18 protein-coding genes are annotated in these 16,393 nt (G+C 61.7%); 7 read left to right on the forward strand and 11 right to left on the reverse strand.

Features of this window, described 5'->3' with window-relative positions; translation table 11 throughout:
- Positions 1 to 97 precede the first annotated feature (97 nt).
- Positions 98 to 1,024: a Gfo/Idh/MocA family protein gene (locus tag ACGSLL_RS03140; RefSeq protein WP_394503107.1), complete on the reverse strand. Its 927-nt coding sequence runs from the start codon at positions 1,022 to 1,024 to the stop codon at positions 98 to 100.
- A 223-nt stretch (positions 1,025 to 1,247) separates the two neighbouring features.
- Between ACGSLL_RS03140 and ACGSLL_RS03145 the strand changes: the two genes are divergently transcribed.
- From ACGSLL_RS03145 to ACGSLL_RS03170, 6 genes are all read left to right on the forward strand, one after another.
- On the forward strand, positions 1,248 to 2,297 hold the full coding sequence (locus ACGSLL_RS03145) for an NAD(P)-dependent alcohol dehydrogenase (protein WP_394503109.1): 1,050 nt from the start codon (positions 1,248 to 1,250) through the stop codon (positions 2,295 to 2,297).
- A 143-nt stretch (positions 2,298 to 2,440) separates the two neighbouring features.
- Positions 2,441 to 3,136, forward strand: coding sequence for a tRNA (adenine(22)-N(1))-methyltransferase (locus ACGSLL_RS03150; protein WP_394503111.1), 696 nt, complete (start codon positions 2,441 to 2,443; stop codon positions 3,134 to 3,136).
- A gap of 160 nt (positions 3,137 to 3,296) precedes the next feature.
- Positions 3,297 to 3,512 carry a tautomerase family protein gene (locus ACGSLL_RS03155; protein WP_090284001.1) on the forward strand — a complete coding sequence of 72 codons (216 nt, stop codon included), beginning with the start codon at positions 3,297 to 3,299 and terminating at the stop codon, positions 3,510 to 3,512.
- On the forward strand, positions 3,509 to 4,165 hold the full coding sequence (locus ACGSLL_RS03160; protein WP_394503114.1) for a DsbA family oxidoreductase: 657 nt from the start codon (positions 3,509 to 3,511) through the stop codon (positions 4,163 to 4,165). The genes ACGSLL_RS03155 and ACGSLL_RS03160 overlap by 4 nt, the downstream gene beginning before the upstream one ends.
- A gap of 50 nt (positions 4,166 to 4,215) precedes the next feature.
- The gene (locus ACGSLL_RS03165; protein WP_394503116.1) at positions 4,216 to 4,926 is read left to right on the forward strand and encodes an SDR family NAD(P)-dependent oxidoreductase; all 711 of its coding nucleotides are present in this window, start codon (positions 4,216 to 4,218) and stop codon (positions 4,924 to 4,926) included.
- 93 nt (positions 4,927 to 5,019) lie between these two features.
- On the forward strand, positions 5,020 to 5,943 hold the full coding sequence (locus tag ACGSLL_RS03170; RefSeq protein WP_394503118.1) for a LysR family transcriptional regulator: 924 nt from the start codon (positions 5,020 to 5,022) through the stop codon (positions 5,941 to 5,943).
- 31 nt (positions 5,944 to 5,974) lie between these two features.
- Here ACGSLL_RS03170 and ACGSLL_RS03175 read toward each other — a convergent pair whose 3' ends face one another.
- The gene (locus ACGSLL_RS03175; protein ID WP_394503120.1) at positions 5,975 to 6,670 is read right to left on the reverse strand and encodes a B3/B4 domain-containing protein; all 696 of its coding nucleotides are present in this window, start codon (positions 6,668 to 6,670) and stop codon (positions 5,975 to 5,977) included.
- A gap of 43 nt (positions 6,671 to 6,713) precedes the next feature.
- Here ACGSLL_RS03175 and ACGSLL_RS03180 point away from each other — a divergent pair, with 43 nt between their 5' ends.
- Positions 6,714 to 7,331, forward strand: coding sequence for a helix-turn-helix domain-containing protein (locus ACGSLL_RS03180; protein ID WP_394503122.1), 618 nt, complete (start codon positions 6,714 to 6,716; stop codon positions 7,329 to 7,331).
- On the opposite strand, the gene ACGSLL_RS03185 is transcribed toward ACGSLL_RS03180, so the two are convergent.
- The 9 genes from ACGSLL_RS03185 to ACGSLL_RS03225 form a co-directional block, all read right to left on the reverse strand.
- Complete coding sequence (locus ACGSLL_RS03185; RefSeq protein ID WP_394503124.1) at positions 7,285 to 7,620, reverse strand: DUF971 domain-containing protein; 336 nt, start codon at positions 7,618 to 7,620, stop codon at positions 7,285 to 7,287. The two genes, ACGSLL_RS03180 and ACGSLL_RS03185, sit on opposite strands and share 47 nt — an antisense overlap.
- Positions 7,617 to 8,579, reverse strand: coding sequence for a HEAT repeat domain-containing protein (locus tag ACGSLL_RS03190; RefSeq protein WP_394503126.1), 963 nt, complete (start codon positions 8,577 to 8,579; stop codon positions 7,617 to 7,619). Before ACGSLL_RS03190 ends, ACGSLL_RS03185 begins: the two co-directional genes overlap by 4 nt.
- Positions 8,548 to 9,423: an ABC transporter ATP-binding protein gene (locus ACGSLL_RS03195; protein WP_394503128.1), complete on the reverse strand. Its 876-nt coding sequence runs from the start codon at positions 9,421 to 9,423 to the stop codon at positions 8,548 to 8,550. The genes ACGSLL_RS03190 and ACGSLL_RS03195 overlap by 32 nt, the downstream gene beginning before the upstream one ends.
- Positions 9,423 to 10,196 (reverse strand): ABC transporter permease, encoded by a 774-nt coding sequence (locus ACGSLL_RS03200; protein ID WP_394503130.1) that lies wholly within the window; start codon positions 10,194 to 10,196, stop codon positions 9,423 to 9,425. The genes ACGSLL_RS03195 and ACGSLL_RS03200 overlap by 1 nt, the downstream gene beginning before the upstream one ends.
- Before the next feature lie 131 nt (positions 10,197 to 10,327).
- Complete coding sequence (locus tag ACGSLL_RS03205; protein WP_394503132.1) at positions 10,328 to 11,731, reverse strand: ABC transporter substrate-binding protein; 1,404 nt, start codon at positions 11,729 to 11,731, stop codon at positions 10,328 to 10,330.
- 232 nt (positions 11,732 to 11,963) lie between these two features.
- Positions 11,964 to 12,209 (reverse strand): 4Fe-4S dicluster domain-containing protein, encoded by a 246-nt coding sequence (locus ACGSLL_RS03210; RefSeq protein ID WP_003225615.1) that lies wholly within the window; start codon positions 12,207 to 12,209, stop codon positions 11,964 to 11,966.
- A 27-nt stretch (positions 12,210 to 12,236) separates the two neighbouring features.
- Positions 12,237 to 13,967 carry a fumarate reductase/succinate dehydrogenase flavoprotein subunit gene (locus ACGSLL_RS03215; protein ID WP_394503135.1) on the reverse strand — a complete coding sequence of 577 codons (1,731 nt, stop codon included), beginning with the start codon at positions 13,965 to 13,967 and terminating at the stop codon, positions 12,237 to 12,239.
- Entirely contained in the window at positions 13,964 to 14,716 is a 753-nt protein-coding gene (locus ACGSLL_RS03220; RefSeq protein WP_394503137.1) for a GntR family transcriptional regulator, read from the reverse strand. The genes ACGSLL_RS03215 and ACGSLL_RS03220 overlap by 4 nt, the downstream gene beginning before the upstream one ends.
- Positions 14,717 to 14,935: 219 nt before the next feature.
- Entirely contained in the window at positions 14,936 to 15,823 is an 888-nt protein-coding gene (locus ACGSLL_RS03225; RefSeq protein ID WP_394503139.1) for a Dyp-type peroxidase, read from the reverse strand.
- Positions 15,824 to 16,393: the final 570 nt, after the last annotated feature.

A 16,393-nucleotide genomic window follows, 5' to 3' on the forward strand; every position in this document is an offset into this window, starting at 1 on the left:
GCGATGGCGGTTAGGTTTTCTAACCCTAACCCGCGTTGAATCGGCGTGGCAGCGCTGTGGTTAGGCAGCGCTGCCACGAAACGAGCGACTCTGACGACTAGTCGTAAAACGCCTCAACCGCCACCCGGCTACCGACAAAGAAACTGTCCGCCACCAGGCGCAACGGCTGCACGTCCAGATCACTGGCCTTGGCGCCGATCAACTGCTGGAAGTGTCGATACACTGCGGCGTATTCGCCCTCTTCCGACACCGTCTGGCGCACGCCGTCGATGCTCAGCAACGCACCGCCGTTGTCGAGGCGCAGTACGCCCTCGGCGCAGCGCACTTCGATGCTCCAGAGTTCATCATGACCATGGTCAAAATCGAATTCGGCGCGGACGTCGAGGTGGCGTGCGTCGGACATTTTGATCGAGGCGGCAATCGGCGACTGGCAGTTGTTTGGCACGCGCAGCTCGGCGGCTTCGACAAACAGCGGCAGCGCCAGCAGGTGGGTGACGATCGACAAGGCGTTGATGCCCGGATCGAACACGCCGAGGCCGCCGGGTTGCCAGATCCACGTCTGGCCGGGGTGCCATTTGCGCACGTCTTCTTTCCAGTCGATCTGCACGCTTTGCAGGGTGCGCGAGGCGAGCCAGTCGCGGGCGGCTTCGATGCCAGGGGCGTAGCGCGAGTGCCAGGCGAACAACGCACTGACGCCTTGCGCCTGCGCCTGATCGACCAACGCCAAAGCCTCGCCCAAGGTGGCGCAGGGCGGCTTTTCGACCAGCACGTGTTTGCCCGCCGCCAAGGCTTCCTGGACCAGCGCAAAGCGACCTTGCGGCGGCGTGCAGAAGGCGATCGCATCCACCGCCGGGCCGTTGGCCAGCAGCTCGGTCAACGATTGGAAGTTTTCGACGCCGGCGCAGGGTTTGCCCTGGGTGGCGACCGCTACCAGCTGGAATCCGGAATTGGCCTTGATTGCCGGTACGTGTTGATCCTGGGCGATTTTGCCGTAGCCCACCAGACCGAGACGGATTGGTTGCATCAATGACTCCGCTTTTGTTTTGTTTTAGTCAGCTGACGCGTTTCTGTCAGCGCGTCGGCAGATTACCTGCAAATCGCCTGAGCGTCTGTCGGCGCAACGTCACAAGCTGACAAGGCCACTGGCGCCTCGCAGGATCAGGCAAGCATCGCACAGGATTGCACCATGACCGGACGCCACCGCTGCGCAAGAATAACTTCACGATAAACCAACGGAGGATGTTCCCATGCTTGTCCACGCTTACGGTGCCCATGCCGGCGACAAACCCCTTGAGCCGTTGCAGATCAAGCGCCGCGCGCCGGCCGCCCACGACGTACAGATCGACATCGCCTTCTGCGGCATCTGCCACTCCGACCTGCATCAGGTCCGGGCCGAATGGGCCGGCACGCAATTCCCTTGCGTACCGGGCCATGAAATTGTCGGCCGGGTTTCGGCGGTGGGTGCGCATGTTGCGGACTTCAAGGTCGGTGATCTGGTCGGCGTCGGCTGCATCGTCGACAGCTGCAAACACTGCGACGACTGTGAAAGCGGTCTGGAAAACTACTGCGACGGCATGATCGGCACCTATAACTTCCCGACCCCGGACGAACCCGGCTGGACCCTCGGCGGCTACTCGCAAAACATCGTCGTGCACGAGCGCTATGTCCTGCGTATCCGTCACCCTGAAGCGCAACTGGCGGCTGTCGCGCCACTGCTGTGCGCCGGCATCACCACCTACTCGCCGCTGCGCCACTGGAACGCCGGCCCGGGCAAGAAAGTCGGAGTGGTCGGCATCGGCGGGCTGGGGCACATGGGTATCAAACTGGCGCACGCGATGGGCGCGCATGTCGTCGCCTTCACCACTTCCGAATCCAAGCGCGAAGCGGCCAAAGCCTTGGGCGCCGATGAAGTGGTGGTGTCGCGCAACGCCGAAGAAATGGCTGCGCATGCCAAGAGCTTCGATTTCATCCTCAACACCGTCGCCGCGCCGCATGATCTCGATGCGTTTCTGGTTCTGCTCAAGCGTGACGGCGCCCTGACGCTGGTCGGCGCGCCCGCCTCGCCGCACCCCTCGCCCAACGTGTTCAATATGATCACCAAGCGCCGCACCATCGCCGGTTCGATGATCGGCGGGATTGCCGAGACTCAGGAAATGCTCGATTTCTGTGCCGAGCGCGGCATCGTTTCGGACATCGAACTGATCGGTGCCGAGCAGATCAACGACGCCTACGAGCGCATGCTCAAGGGCGACGTGAAGTATCGCTTCGTGATCGACAACGCAACGCTGGCCGACTAACCCCGCGCGCCCATCTCCAGCCTGGCGCTGGCGATGGGCGCAACGATTCTGTCGGCGCGATTTGACAGCTAAAGCGCAGCTCGCCAGAGTCGCACCCCTTTGCCTGCCGTCGAGCCGCAGGTTGTTGTTGAAAGGGGTTGCCGTTGAACGAACAGACATTGTCCCTGCGCCTTGAGCGCGTGGCTGCACACGTGCCGGTCGGTGCACGGCTGGCCGATATCGGCTCGGATCATGCTTATCTGCCGGTCGCCTTGCTGCGCCGGGGGCTGATCAGCGCAGCGGTGGCGGGCGAAGTCGCGTTGACGCCGTTCCACGCTGCGCAACGCACGGTGCGTGAAAACCACCTGCAGGCGCACATCAGTGTGCGTCGCGCCAACGGACTCACGGCAATCAGCGCCGACGACGACATCACCGCTGTCAGCGTCTGCGGCATGGGCGGCGAGACCATCCGCGACATCCTCGAAGCCGGCAAGGCCCACCTCAGCGGCCGCGAACGCCTGATCCTGCAACCCAATGGCGGCGAACAGCCTTTGCGTGAATGGCTGATGGAGAACGATTACCGCATCCTCAGCGAAGAAGTGCTGCATGAAAACCGTTTCGACTACGAAATCATCGTGGCCGAGCGCGACGGCCCGGTGAGCTACACCGCTCAGCAACTGTATTTCGGCCCGGTGCAGATGCAGACGCGCAGCCCGGCCTTCATCCGCAAATGGCAGCACCGACTGCGCCTCAAGCAGAAAACCCTCGCCCGCCTCACCCACGCGCGGCAGACCGTGCCGCAGGAAAAGCTTGAAGCCCTTGCGCAACAGACGCACTGGATCGAAGCCCTGCTCGCCTGAAATCCTCCCCGTTCGAACCGTGATCAGCACGCTTCGATTAGATACACCGCATCACAAATGAAGTACCGCAAGCCCCATTTATCAATTCAACCCTGCCCCCTAAAGTTCACTCCAACAGCGGCCCTTCACTCCGACGGGCCAGCGACTGGAGATAGCTCACATGCCTTTCATCAGCGTTCGTATCACCCGCGACGGCGTCACCCGCGAGCAGAAAGCCCAGGTCATTCAGGAAATCACCGAGACCATGACCCGCGTGCTGAACAAGGACCCGCACCTGACCCACATCGTCATCGAAGAAGTCGACACCGATAACTGGGGCTACGCCGGCATCAGCACCACCGAGTACCGCAAGCAGCTGGCGGATTCGCAGTCATGAGCCGCACGGTAAAAATCGATTTCGTCTCGGATGTCGTCTGCCCCTGGTGCGCCCTCGGCGCCACCGCGCTGGAACAGGCGATCAGCAATCTGGCCGGTGAAGTCCAGGTGCAACTGACCTACAAACCGTTCGAGCTGAACCCGGACATGCCCGCCGAAGGCGAGCACGCCATTGCCCACATGATGCGCAAATACGGGCGCAGCGCCGAGCAAGTGGCGGATCGCAACGCGATGATCATCGAGCGCGGCGCGCAGATCGGTTTTCTCTTCGACCTGGAAAAACGCAGCCACTTTCACAACACCTTCGATGCCCATCGCCTGCTGTTCTGGGCCGCAACACAAGGGCTGCAACGCCAACTGAAGCAAGCGCTGCTCAAGGCTTACTTCAGCGACGGCAAGAACCCGAATGACCACGCCACGCTGGTCACTCTGGCCGGCGCGGTCGGCCTCGACAGCCAGCGTGCGCAAGCCGTGCTGGCGAACGGGGAATTCGCCAAAGAAGTGCGCGAGCTTGAGCGGTTCTACCAGCAACGCGGCATCGACTCGGTTCCGGCCATGGTCATCGACGACCAACAGCTGATCGCCGGTTCGCAGTCCGTCGCTTATTACGAGCAAGCGTTACGCCAGGCCGCGCAGGTTCCGGCGCACGCCTGAGATTTTGCCAGTCGTTATCCAACCCATTCAGATTGCATAGAGGAAACATCATGAGCACGTCCAACAAAGTTGTGGTTATCACTGGCGCCTCGCAAGGCATTGGCGCAGGTCTGGTAAAAAGCTTCCGCGAGCGCGGTTATAAAGTGGTCGCAACCTCGCGTTCGATCCAGCCTTCGACAGACCCGGATATTCTCGCCGTCGCCGGTGACATCGCCGACCCGCAAACCGCCGAGCGCGTAATCCGCGAAGGCGTCGCCCGCTTCGGCCGGATCGACACGCTGGTCAACAACGCCGGGATCTTCGTCGCCAAACCGTTCACCGAATACAGCCACGCCGACTACGCCCAGGTCGTGGCGACCAACATGAGCGGCTTCTTCTACATCTCGCAACTGGCCGTCGCCGAAATGGAGAAAAATGCCAGTGGGCACATCGTCAGCGTCACCACCAGTCTGGTCGATCATGCGATTGACGGCGTGCCGTCGGTCCTTGCTTCGCTGACCAAGGGTGGCATCAACGCAGCGACCAAATCCTTGGCCATCGAGTACGCCAAACGCGGCATTCGGGTCAACGCGGTATCGCCTGGCATCATCAAAACGCCAATGCACGGCGAAGAGACCCACGCCGCCCTCGGCAGTCTGCATCCGGTCGGCCACATGGGTGAGATCGATGACATCGTCCAGGCGATCCTGTACCTCGACACGGCGAACTTCGTCACCGGCGAAATCCTCCACGTCGACGGCGGCCAAAGCGCTGGCCACTGATCGCTCCCCGCTTCACCGCCGGTGTGTACCGGCGGTGCTGCTTCGTGAGATAACACCGAGGATCACATGTCAGGCAAACCTCGGTGTACCCACATGAAGCGCCATTTTGATGACCTGCAACTGGGCAGTATCGAGCTGTTCTGCCTCGCTGCCGAGGCCGGCAGCTTCACCGCTGCTGCGCAACTGGCCGGGGTCACCCCCGCCGCTGTCAGCCGGTCGATTCTGCGGCTGGAAGAACGTCTGGGTTCACGCCTGTTTGCCCGCACCACACGGAGCATTCGCCTGACAGAGGCCGGGCGCAACTTCTTCCTCCAGTGCAGCCAGGCCCTGACCCAACTGGTCGAGGCACAGCAAGAAGTGATGGGCGCGCAGACCACGCCGTCGGGCTTGTTGCGCATCAGTCTGCCGACTACCTACGGTCATCACCGCATCCTGCCGCTGCTACCAAAATTCCGTGCGCTGTATCCGCAGGTCAGCGTCGATATCCACTTGGGCAACCGCAACATCGACTTCGTCGGCGAAGGCTATGACCTGGCGATCCGCGTCCGCGCCCAGCCCGATTCGAGCATGATCGCGCGCCTGCTCGAAGACGCGAAACTGGTGGTAGTAGCCTCCCCCGATTACCTGCACAAGGCCGGGACACCGCAAACCCTCGAAGATCTCGTGCAACATGACTGCATTCAGTTCGAACTGCCGAGCAGCGGCCGGCGCATCTCCTGGCTGTTCCAGGAAAACGGTGAGGACCGCGAAGTCATGTCCGACGGCGGCTACTCCTGTTCCGACGACGTCCTCGGCGGCGTGACCCTGGCCAAGCATGGCGCCGGGGTCTTTCAGACCTACAAGTTCATCGTCGAAAAAGAGCTGGCCGACGGCAGCCTGATCGAGGTATTGCAGCCCTACGCCGGGCGTTCACGACCTTACACCCTGCTCTACCCGCACGGCCGCTATGTGCCGCAACGGGTGCGCGCGTTTGTGGATTTTCTGTTGCAGTATCGCCAAGAGTGGGCGAGCGACTAGGCCGGCGAATTGAATGGATTCAGCCTGCAGATCAGGCCGCCCCCGGTCCGATCAACATGCTCTCAATCTCGGCGCCGGGCATCATTTGCTGCAGACCTTCGATGAGTTTGTCGCCGGCTTCGGTCAGTGCTTCCAGCGGCATCTCGGGCAGGCTCTCGAGGATGAACCACATCTGCTGCGCGTGTGCATCAAGGCGGGTTCTGACGCCCTGGCGCCAGTTCCAGCGGCGGCAGGTCACGCCTTGGTCGTCGCGCCAGACCACTTCGCCGGCGTCGGGAAATTCATGGGCCGGGGCGCCTTCCTTCATCGTGTCGAACGGTTCGCTGCCGTCGGCCACCACCAGGCGCGGCGCGCCGACGTAGGCCTGGGCATTTTCGCCACCGACCGGAATCGCGTAAGCCAGGCTGATGGCGTTGTAGAGATCGACCACCGGGTCGATGCTCGGCAGGCTGCCATCGCGCAACACGCGTTTGCGCAAGGCTTCGGCCGAACACGGCGTACGTTGCGGCTTGGCGCCGAAGCTTCGGAACACCTCGGCCCACGCCTGCAAGTGTGCCGCCGCCCAGTGCGGACCGCCTGCCATCACGGTTTGACAGGCGTTTGCCAGCGCTTCGCCAGCAATCAGCGGGCGGGTAATCGGCGCCGCTTGCACCACGATACTCAATGCTCTGAAGCCCGGCGCGAGTTGCGCAACAGCCGGATCGATTGACGGCACGACAGACAGCATCCCAGAATCCCCTCATCTGAATTTCAACCGATGCTAGCGACCAATGACCAAAAAAGTCAATATATCGACCGAGGCAGGCGCCGACGTGCAGACCGTGAGCGAAGCGGTTGCGCGGACCCTCAAGCACGCCCGTAAAACACAGAACATGACCCTCGACGAACTGTCGCGACGCGCCGGCGTGAGCAAAGGCATGGTGGTCGAAATCGAAAAATGCGCGGCCAACCCGAGCATCGCCATTCTGTGCAAGATTGCTGCTGCGCTGGGGCTTTCCGTGGCGGACTTCGTCAACGTCGCCGACACGCCCGCGGCGCACCTGATCGACAGTCAGGACATTCCCACGCTCTGGCACGGTGAGCTGGGCGGCTCGGCACGCTTGCTGGCCGGCACCAGCGGGCCGAACATGCTCGAATTGTGGCGCTGGGAAGTGTTTCCCGGTGAAAGCTACAGCTCCCCGGGCCACCCGCAAGGCACCACCGAACTGTTTCATGTCGAGAAAGGCACGCTGCGGCTCCAGGTTGGCGCGGTTGAACTGATCATCGGCCCAGGCTGCTCCGCCGTGGCCAGAACCGATGTGCCGCATCAATATGCCAATCACGGAAAATCGAAGCTGGTGTTCACCATGTCGGTGACGGAGATTCATCCGCCTGTTCGGGTGATGTAAGCGGGCTGTTATCAGCCCCCAATCCCACCAGATACTCCCACGGATAAATTCCTCGCTGATGTCCATCACTGAACACCAGTTGCACCCCATACCCCTGAGCGTTCACCTCGACCAGACGCACCCGGTCATCAACCACAGGCGCCATTGCGCGTAGCCGAAACGCCCGGCATTGCGAACATGGACACTGTCGGCGCAAATCAGCGTGACCAAACAGCGACTCGCGGCCATCCGGCCAGCTCAGGCGCAACGTCCGCTCGCGCTGCGAATTAGCCACCGACAACGGACTCATTGCAGCTGACTCAAGGCGATGCGCACGGCCTTGCGCACTTCCGGGTCGCCGTCGTCCTGTGCTGCCTGCAAGGCCGCCACGGCGCCGCGATCGTTCAGCTCGCCCAAGGCCAGCGCGGCTTCCTTGCGCAAGTTGCTGATGCCATGCCCCAGCGTATCGATCAACGCCTCCAGCGCCGGCACAAAACGCAAACGACCGAGGCTGCGGGTGGCACGCAGACGTACTTGCCAATAGTCATCGCTCAGGGCTTCGACCAGCGCGGGGCCGGCATCGCCATGGCCGACCTTGCCCAACGTCGTTGCAGCTTCTTCGCGCACTTGCCAGGCGCTGTCCTGCAAGGCCTGGCGCAAGGCTGGCAACACCTCGGCACTGGACGCCAACCCCAGCGCTCCGGTGGCCGCGCGGCGCACTTCGGTGTCGGGGTCATCACTGGCCAGACGCGCGAGCGCCGGCAGCGCGTCGAGTTGCTTGAGCCAGCCCAACACGCCGACCGCTTCGCGGCGCACATTGGCGTCGGCATCGTTCAGCGCCGCGAGAGCTGCGGGCGCCGCGTCGGCAAACCGCAACTCACGCAAGGCGCGAAACGCAGCCATTCGCACGCTGGCATTGGCGTGCTGCGTCCAAGGCAAAATCACTCGCCCCGCCGCTTCGGACTTGAGCAGACTCAGAGTTTGCGCAGCAGCAGCCTGCACAGGCGCTGACGGATCGGTCAGTGCCTCGCACAAGGCCTGCACGACCGAGTCATCCTCCCAGGCCTCAAGCAATCGCGCAGCTTCGGTGCGCACTTCTTCGGCAGGGTCATGACCAAGACGATCAACCAGCCAGAGCAAGCCATCAGGCTCTTCCAGATCGGCCAGCTCGATCAGGGCGATGCGCCGCACGCCAGGGTCGGCAGCGGTCAGGCGCGGTTGCAGGGTGAGGATTTCATCAATATCGGTCAGAGCAAAAATAGAGGTCATGGGCAAATCGCGGCAAAGGGTTTTCAGGAGGCAAACCGAGCGGGTTGAGGCGCGGCAGCGGTCGGTCGGTGTCGTGGCGCAGCAGGTCGAGGCAATGGCGTTTGAGACGGGCGAACTCGGCGCTGGTGACCAGCTCGCTGGTACGCGGGCGCGGGAAATCCAGACGCAGATCTTCGATGATCCTCCCCGGCCGTGCGCTCATCACCAGCAAGCGGTCGGCGAGGAATAGCGCTTCGTCGATGTCGTGAGTGACGAACACGACGGTGGTACGAACGCGCGTCCAGATATCCAGCAGCAGCTCCTGCATGTTCAGGCGGGTCAGCGCATCGAGCGCACCGAACGGCTCGTCCATCAGCAACAGCCGCGGGCGATTGACCAGCACCCGAGCGATTTCCACCCGTTGCTGCATGCCGCCGGAGAGTTGATCGGGCCAGCGCTCGGCAAAGCCTTCCAGACCTGCCAGTTTGAGCATGTCATCGGCCGCGCGATGCCGCTCGGCCTTGCCGATCCCCCGCATTTTCAAGCCAAAGGCAATGTTGTCGCGCACCGTACGCCACGGAAACAGCGTGTGATGCTGGAAGACCATGCCGCGCTGCGGCGACGGCCCGGACACTGCCGCGCCGTCGACTCTCAGACTGCCGGTGCTGGCCTTCAGGTGTCCGGCCAAGGCGCCGAGCAACGTCGATTTGCCGCACCCGGACGGGCCGAGGATGCACACGAACTGGCCGGGTTCGATCTGGCAATCGAGATTCTGCACTGCTTCGAAGGCGTCGCGACCTTCACCGAGCACGATCGACAACTGGCGAATGTCGATCCGCCCTTCCGGGGTTTGCATCACGCTCATCAGGCTTTTCCTCGCGGTCGATGCCAAGGCGTGAACACACCGCCCAGACGTTTGATCAGCAGGCTGCAGCCCATGCCCAGCACGCCGATCAGCAACATGCCGACGACAATGTCGGCGTAGTTCTGAATGGTGTAGGACTCCCAGGTGTAATAACCGATGCCGAACTGGCCGGAGATCATTTCGGCGGTCACCAGACAGAACCACGACGTGCCCATGCCGATGGCCAGACCGGTGATGATGCTTGGCGCCGCGCCGGGCAAAATCACTTCGAGCAGAATCGCCCGGCGCCCGGCGCCGAGGCTTTTCGCCGACGCGATCAGCCGTGGATCGACGCCTTCGACGCCGTGCACGGTGTTCAGCAAGATCGGGAACAACGCGCCGGTGAAGGTGATGAAGACCATCGACAGTTCCGAGGACGGGAACATCAGGATCGCCAGCGGAATCCACGCCACGGCGGGGATCGGGCGCAAAACTTCCAGCGGTGGCAGCAACACGTCTTCAGCCCATTTCGAACGGCCGATGGCCAGGCCCAGAGCGATGCCGATAACCAGCGCGGCGAGGTAACCGGCGAACACGCGGCTGAGGCTGGCGGTGAGGTGCTGCCAGAGTTTGCCGGAGTCGCCGAGGCCCAAAGCGGCTTCGATCACCGCGAATGGCGTGGGCACATTGGCGAAGGTCACCAGGCCGAGATTCCAGTGATGGCTGGCGGCGAGTTGCCAGAAAAGCAGGCAGAGCAGCAGTGAGGCGGCTCGGGGGATCCAGCGTGAAAACATATATCACCTCTGATCGTTCCCACGCTCTGCGTGGGAATGCATCCCGTGACGCTCCGCGTCACATCCAAAGCGGACGCAGAGCGTCCATTGAGGCATTCCCACGCAGAGCGTGGGAACGATCTACGTTTGAGTTAGCGGGCGGCGACTGCCTGAGTGGTGGCATCGCTGAAATCGAAAACCTTGCCACCCTGTGCCGAGGCATATTGCTGCGCCTGCCCCTTCAGCAGAAACGCACTCAACCGCCCCTTGGCATCACTGGCAAACCAGGCCTGTTCGGCGAGCAACTTAATCCCGCTGTCACTGGCCTGCGCATACACCGCACGGATGGTTTTGCCCTCTTGCTTCAACGCGGCGAGCGCGGTGAAGGCTTCTTCCGCCGAGGCGTATTGGCGCACCTTGTCCTCGCCGCGCACCCAGATTTCAGCAACGTGACTGAAGTCAGTGATGGCTTTACCGGTCGCCGCATCCGTGCCCTTCAGCGGCGTTTGTGTGTAGTTCGCCAATTGCGCGCTGTAATCCAGATTCGACGCCTTGAACGCCGCGCGGATGTATTGATCGTCTATGAAGTTGTTGAGATCGAGCCCGCGATCGGCTTTCTTCAGCAACTTCAAGGTGTCGATGGCGGTGCCGACGGCCTGGCGATATTCGGGTTTCCAGCTCAGGTCGCGGGTCTGCACGCCGAGCGGTCCGTGGAACAGGTAGGCGACCTCGGCATCGACTCCGGTGACCTTGGCGATCAGGTCGCTGTATTTCTCAGGCTCGGCCGCGAGCAGTCGATTGGCTTCCAGACTTGCACGCAAATAAGCGACGACGATCTCCGGGTATTTCTTCGCATAGGCCTGATCGACCAGCGCACCGTGGAATGTCGGCGCGTTGGCCTGAGAGCCGTCGTAAATCTTGCGAGCGAAACCGCGGCTGGTGAACAGTTCGGCGAACGGCACAAAATCCGCGTGGGCGTCGATCTTGCCGGCCTGCAACGCCGAGCCAGCGACTTCCGGTGGCTGGGCGGTGATGTTCACATCTTTGAGCGGGTCCCAGCCCTGCGCCGCCACCGCACGCAGCAACATCCCATGGGCCGTGGAGGCGAACGGCACGGAAATGGTCTTGCCCTTGAGCTCGGCCAGTGACTGCACCGTGGACGCGCTCGGCACGACGATGCCGTTGCCGCTGCCCTTGATGCTCCCCGACAACACGCTGATGAACAGGCTGTGTTTGCCCGCGGTTTCAAACGCCACGCCGTTGAACGCACCGGGGAAATCGGCCATGGCGCCGAAGTCGAGTTTGCCGGCGACCATCTCGTTAGTTAGCGGTGCGCCGCTGGTGAAATTCTTCCACTGCACGTCGTACGTGGCGTCTTTGTAGGCGCCGTCGTGGGGCAGGTATTTGTCGAGCAGACCGAGTTCACGAATCAACAAACCGCCGGCGGCGCAGTTGATGGTGGTGTCCTGGGTGCCGATGGCGATGCGGATGGTTTCGGCTGTCGCCGACACGGTGAATGAAGCCAGTAGCAGACCGGCGATTGCTGCACGCAACATGGGTATTTCCCCTCGAATCGTTTATTGGATGTTCGTCTCCGCCGCGATCAGGGCGCGGTGGGAAACGAGGGGTGTTGCTGGATTTAGCGTCCGGTGTTTCCGGGTGGCTATTGGATAATCACAATCGCAATGTGGGAGCGAGCCTGCTCGCGAAGGCGGCGGGTCAGTCACCATCATTGTTGAATGAACGATTGCTTTCGCGAGCAGGCTCGCTCCCACAGTGGATTTGGGGTCAACGCAATAAATAGGGGATGTCGACCTTGACGGCCCCGGTCGGGCAATCCTTCTCGCACGGCATGCAGTACCAGCATTCATCGAACGCCATGTAGGCCTTTTGCGTGGCCGGGTTGATCGCCAGCAAGTCCATCGGGCACACATCGACACACACGGTGCAGCCTTTTTCGGCGATGCATTTGTCCTCGTCGACGGTGACGGGGGCGTTGGAGCGGAAGAAGATTTCCTGAGCTTGATAGGCCATGGTCCGGACTCTCTTTTTAGTGGTGCATCAAGCGGCGAAGGCGCCCACGCGCAAGCGGTCGTAAGCCTGCATTTCTTCAGCATCGAGCGGGATGATGTAAGGCTCGACGGCTTTCTTGAAACTGGTCATCTGGCCGTCCTCGCCCTTCTTCAGGTGGCAATGGCAGAACCACTCGCTGTCGTCGCGTTGCGGGTGATCGACGCGGTAGTGATACAAGCCCCAGCGGCTTTCGGCGCGGAACAACGAGGCGCGCGCGGCCATTTCGGCGCAGTCGCGGATCACGCTGGTTTCCATCGCGCGCATCAGCTCGTGAGCGTTATTGGCTTTCATCTGCTCGAGATCGCGCTCGATGTCGCTGAAGCGTTGCAGGCCGATCTGCATCTTCTTCGTCACTTTCGGCGGTTGCAGGTAGTCGTTGACGAAGCGCCGCAGCTTGTACTCGACCTGCGCCGGCGGCAGTCCGTGTTCGCGATCCAGTGGTGCGTAGACCCGAGCTTTTTCCCTGGCGATCTGCTCGGCATCCAGTGCCGAGAACTCGCGCCCGGCAACGAATTCCGCCGCGTTGTGCCCGGCGAACCAGCCGTAAGTGAAGGCGCCGAGCATGTAGTTGTGCGGCACGGCGGCCATATCACCTGCCGAGTACAGGCCTTTCACCGAGGTTTCCGCGCGTTCGTTGACCCACACGCCAGACGCCGAGTGGCCGCTGCAAAAACCAATTTCGGAAATGTGCATCTCGACCATTTGCGTGCGGTAATCAGTGCCACGATTGGCGTGAAACTGGCCGCGACTCGGGCGCTCGTTGCTGTGCAGGATCTCCTCGATGTTCTGGATGGTTTCCTCGGCCAGGTGATCGAGTTTGAGGAACACCGGGCCATTGCCACTTTCCAGTTCCTGGTGAAACTCCCACATCATCTGCCCGCTCCAGTAGTCGCACTCGATGAAGCGCTCACCCTTGTTGTTGGCGGTGTAGCCGCCCAGGGGACCGGTGACGTAGGCGCAGGCCGGGCCGTTGTAATCCTTGATCAGCGGGTTGATCTGGAAGCACTCGAGGTTGGCCAGTTCGGCGCCGGCGTGATAGGCCATCGCGTAGCCGTCGCCGGCATTGGTCGGGTTCTCATAGGTGCCCATCAGGTAGCCTGACGACGGCAGACCGAGGCGCCCCGCCGCACCGCACGCCAGGATCACCGCCTTGGCCTTGATCACATGGAAATCGGCGGTGCGGCAATCGAAGCCCATCACGCCATTGACGGCGCCCTCCTCGTCGGTCAGCAAACGCGTGCAGACCAGGCGATTGGTGATGCTCACTCGCGCGCGTTTCAACTGCCGATACAGGACTTTTTTGATGTCGTGCCCTTCCGGCATTGGCAGCACATAGGCGCCCATGTGGTGGACCTTTTTCACCGCATAATCGCCGGTCTCGTCCTTCTCGAATTTCACCCCCCAGCGGTCGAGCTGTTCGATCGTTTCGAAACTGTGGGTCGCGTACGCATACACCGCTGCCTGATTGACGATGCCGTCGTTGGCGATGGTGATTTCCTTGGTGTACTGCTCCGGCGTCGAGTGCCCGGGAATGATCGCGTTGTTCAGGCCGTCCATGCCCATGCTGATCGCGCCACTGCGTTTGACGTTGGCCTTGTCGACCAGCAGAACGCGCAAGTCGCGATTGTTCTCTTTGGTCTTGATTGCCGCCATCGGCCCGGCGGTACCGCCGCCAATCACGACGATGTCGTATTCCTGTTCGAGCACATTGCGGGTCATGCCTGCTCCCCCTTTTGCCGGTCGATCCGCAGACGGTACTGGAAGGCATCGCCACGGTAGTAAAGGTGTTCGAAGTCCAGCGGCTGGCCTTGGGCATCGTGGGTCAGACGCTCGATACGCATGATCGGCGAACCGGCCTCGACGTTGAGCGCCTGGGTCAGGTCGCTGTCGGCGAGCACCGCATCAATGGCCAGATCGGCGTGGCCGAGGGCGATGCCGCAGTCGTTTTCGAGGATCAGGAAGATGTCGCGGGTGACCAGATCGGCCTTCTCCAGGCGCTCGCCCAGCGCTTTGGGCAGGTAGGTGATTTCCAGCGAAATCGGCTCACGGTTGATCAGGCGCACGCGTTTTATCTGCGCTACGGTTTCGCCTTCCGCCACCTGCAAACGCTCGGCGACACGCTTGTCCGCGGCAATGAATTTGAAACTGCGCAAGCGGTTGATCACTTCGTAACCGCGGCCGGTCATCGACTCGGCGAGGCCTTGCAAGCTGCTGACGTTCTGAAAGGTTTTCGGCTTGGCGACGAAGGTGCCTTTGCCGTGGATCTTGAAGATCAGCCCTTCCTTCTGCAGATCGCCGAGTGCCTGGCGCACGGTGATGCGGCTGACTTTGAACGACGCGCCGAGTTCGCTTTCGGAAGGCATCTGGCTGTCTTGCGGGTATTCACCGTCGAGAATTCGTGAGCGCAGCACATCGCGCAACTGGGTGTGCAGCGGGACGCTGCCAAGGGAGAGAACGTTATCGGTCATCTTCGGATCACTTGTCATAACGAGTTATGGGGTGATCTTAGAGTTGTTATGACAAGTGTGGGAAATATTGTTTGGGCATAACCTTAGATGCTTCACACGGTCGCTTTTGTAGGAGTGAGCCTGCTCGCGATAGCGGTGGGTCAGTCATTGAAGTGTTGTCTGACACACCGCTATCGCGAGCAGGCTCACTCCTACAGGGAATCGCGGTACAGCAATTGATCAGCCGATGCGCAAGGCGCGCAGATCGAGGTGGCCGTCCTTTAGTGGCGGGCACCAGTAGTATCCGCCGGTGATCGGCCGGCTGATGCGATACAGGCCGTCGGTGATGCCGTCTTCCAGGCCGCTCATGCGCCGCAGTTGCGCTTCGAAGGCATCCAGCGAGAAGCCGAACGCGAGGAACATCAAACCGGCGCGATCGCCTTCGATCCACGGCATCGAGCGGCGCACGACGAAGGCTTCCGGGGCGAAGCTTTCCTGCGCGGTGCGCTTGACGTGAGCCGAGACCGGCGCATCGTCGATCTCTTCGTTGTCGCTCAGGCGCCGGCCCATGATGTTGTCTTTGTCCTCGGCAGACAATTGGTGAAAGCCCTTGAGGTCGTGCTGCCATTGCTGGATCGCGGCGAAACTGGCGCCGACATGGCCGTCAGCCCCTTGGCTGAGCAATGCTGCGGCGATGGCGGCGTCATCGTGCGGGTTCTCCGTGCCGTCTTCGTAACCGGTGAGGTCGTGGCCGTCCTTGTGGCGGAAGGCTTCCTGACGATCAACCAGACGCAAGGCCGGTGCGAGTGCCGCTTCAAGGGCATTGGAGCGGTTGAGCAGTTCGCCACGGTCGACGCCGTGCAACCAGACCCACAATGCGTGCTGGGTCGCAGGGTTTTCGACGCCAACGCCGGCCAGTGCCGGGAAGCTGCGCAGGCCGTCGATCTGCACGTTGAGCACCTTGACCAGCGGTTCACCGAAACCGACCACCGCCGACGCGCCATCCACCTGATTGAGCAGGTTATCGAGCGCCTGCGGCAGCGCTTCCACCGACTCAAGGGTGAAGAACAGGTGACGTGCCTGCGCAGGAACTGGGGTGGCGAGAATGCCCGGCTGGTAGTAACTCATGTGAACTCCTTGAAAAAGTGCGCGGAGTTTACCTGTGGGCGGTGGGTTTGTGGGGGTTTGGTGAGTGCAGGAGCCCCAAACCCTCACCCCAGCCCTCTCCCAGAGGGAGAGGGAGCCGAATGGGGGATATTGAGGTTCTGCGCCGACTCGAATCTACTGCTGTGAATCCATGATCAAAAGCCCCGTCGGACGCCGCCCGCCTAGCGAATCAACTGAAGATCTCAAGCCATGCGGTGCTTCTCCACTCAACAATGAGCGTTAGCTCGCGTGCTTTTGATCTTGCTTTTGACTCACCGGCGACGTCGGAAGGCTGAGTGGAGGGATTGATCCGGGCGTGGGAGCGCAGCGACCGTACGACGCAGTCGTACACAGCGGAAGGAGGTGCAGCGAAGCAAACCGTAGCCGCTGCGCCCGGATCGATCCCGGAGCGAAGGGACCCGAGCTTGCGAGGGCCGAACGTAGGAGCAAGCGTTTTTTTGCTTACTTTTTTTAGGCGTTTGTAAAAAAAGTGAGTCGCCGTCAGGCGAAACCATAAGCGGCCGTTACCGCAGTAACGGATATGCTCTGAAT

The organism is Pseudomonas retamae, from assembly GCF_043496865.1.
Taxonomy (GTDB): Bacteria; Pseudomonadota; Gammaproteobacteria; order Pseudomonadales; family Pseudomonadaceae; genus Aquipseudomonas; species Aquipseudomonas retamae.

Bases quoted from the DNA above. Each gene is read 5' to 3' on its own strand.
- ACGSLL_RS03140 (WP_394503107.1), bottom strand. From the start codon at position 1,024: ATGCAACCAATCCGTCTCGGTCTGGTGGGCTACGGCAAAATCGCCCAG.
- ACGSLL_RS03145 (WP_394503109.1), top strand. From the start codon at position 1,248: ATGCTTGTCCACGCTTACGGTGCCCATGCCGGCGACAAACCCCTTGAG.
- ACGSLL_RS03155 (WP_090284001.1), top strand. From the start codon at position 3,297: ATGCCTTTCATCAGCGTTCGTATCACCCGCGACGGCGTCACCCGCGAG.
- ACGSLL_RS03160 (WP_394503114.1), top strand. From the start codon at position 3,509: ATGAGCCGCACGGTAAAAATCGATTTCGTCTCGGATGTCGTCTGCCCC.
- ACGSLL_RS03165 (WP_394503116.1), top strand. From the start codon at position 4,216: ATGAGCACGTCCAACAAAGTTGTGGTTATCACTGGCGCCTCGCAAGGC.
- ACGSLL_RS03170 (WP_394503118.1), top strand. From the start codon at position 5,020: ATGAAGCGCCATTTTGATGACCTGCAACTGGGCAGTATCGAGCTGTTC.
- ACGSLL_RS03175 (WP_394503120.1), bottom strand. From the start codon at position 6,670: ATGCTGTCTGTCGTGCCGTCAATCGATCCGGCTGTTGCGCAACTCGCG.
- ACGSLL_RS03180 (WP_394503122.1), top strand. From the start codon at position 6,714: ATGACCAAAAAAGTCAATATATCGACCGAGGCAGGCGCCGACGTGCAG.
- ACGSLL_RS03185 (WP_394503124.1), bottom strand. From the start codon at position 7,620: ATGAGTCCGTTGTCGGTGGCTAATTCGCAGCGCGAGCGGACGTTGCGC.
- ACGSLL_RS03190 (WP_394503126.1), bottom strand. From the start codon at position 8,579: ATGACCTCTATTTTTGCTCTGACCGATATTGATGAAATCCTCACCCTG.
- ACGSLL_RS03195 (WP_394503128.1), bottom strand. From the start codon at position 9,423: ATGAGCGTGATGCAAACCCCGGAAGGGCGGATCGACATTCGCCAGTTG.
- ACGSLL_RS03200 (WP_394503130.1), bottom strand. From the start codon at position 10,196: ATGTTTTCACGCTGGATCCCCCGAGCCGCCTCACTGCTGCTCTGCCTG.
- ACGSLL_RS03205 (WP_394503132.1), bottom strand. From the start codon at position 11,731: ATGTTGCGTGCAGCAATCGCCGGTCTGCTACTGGCTTCATTCACCGTG.
- ACGSLL_RS03210 (WP_003225615.1), bottom strand. From the start codon at position 12,209: ATGGCCTATCAAGCTCAGGAAATCTTCTTCCGCTCCAACGCCCCCGTC.
- ACGSLL_RS03215 (WP_394503135.1), bottom strand. From the start codon at position 13,967: ATGACCCGCAATGTGCTCGAACAGGAATACGACATCGTCGTGATTGGC.
- ACGSLL_RS03220 (WP_394503137.1), bottom strand. From the start codon at position 14,716: ATGACCGATAACGTTCTCTCCCTTGGCAGCGTCCCGCTGCACACCCAG.
- ACGSLL_RS03225 (WP_394503139.1), bottom strand. From the start codon at position 15,823: ATGAGTTACTACCAGCCGGGCATTCTCGCCACCCCAGTTCCTGCGCAG.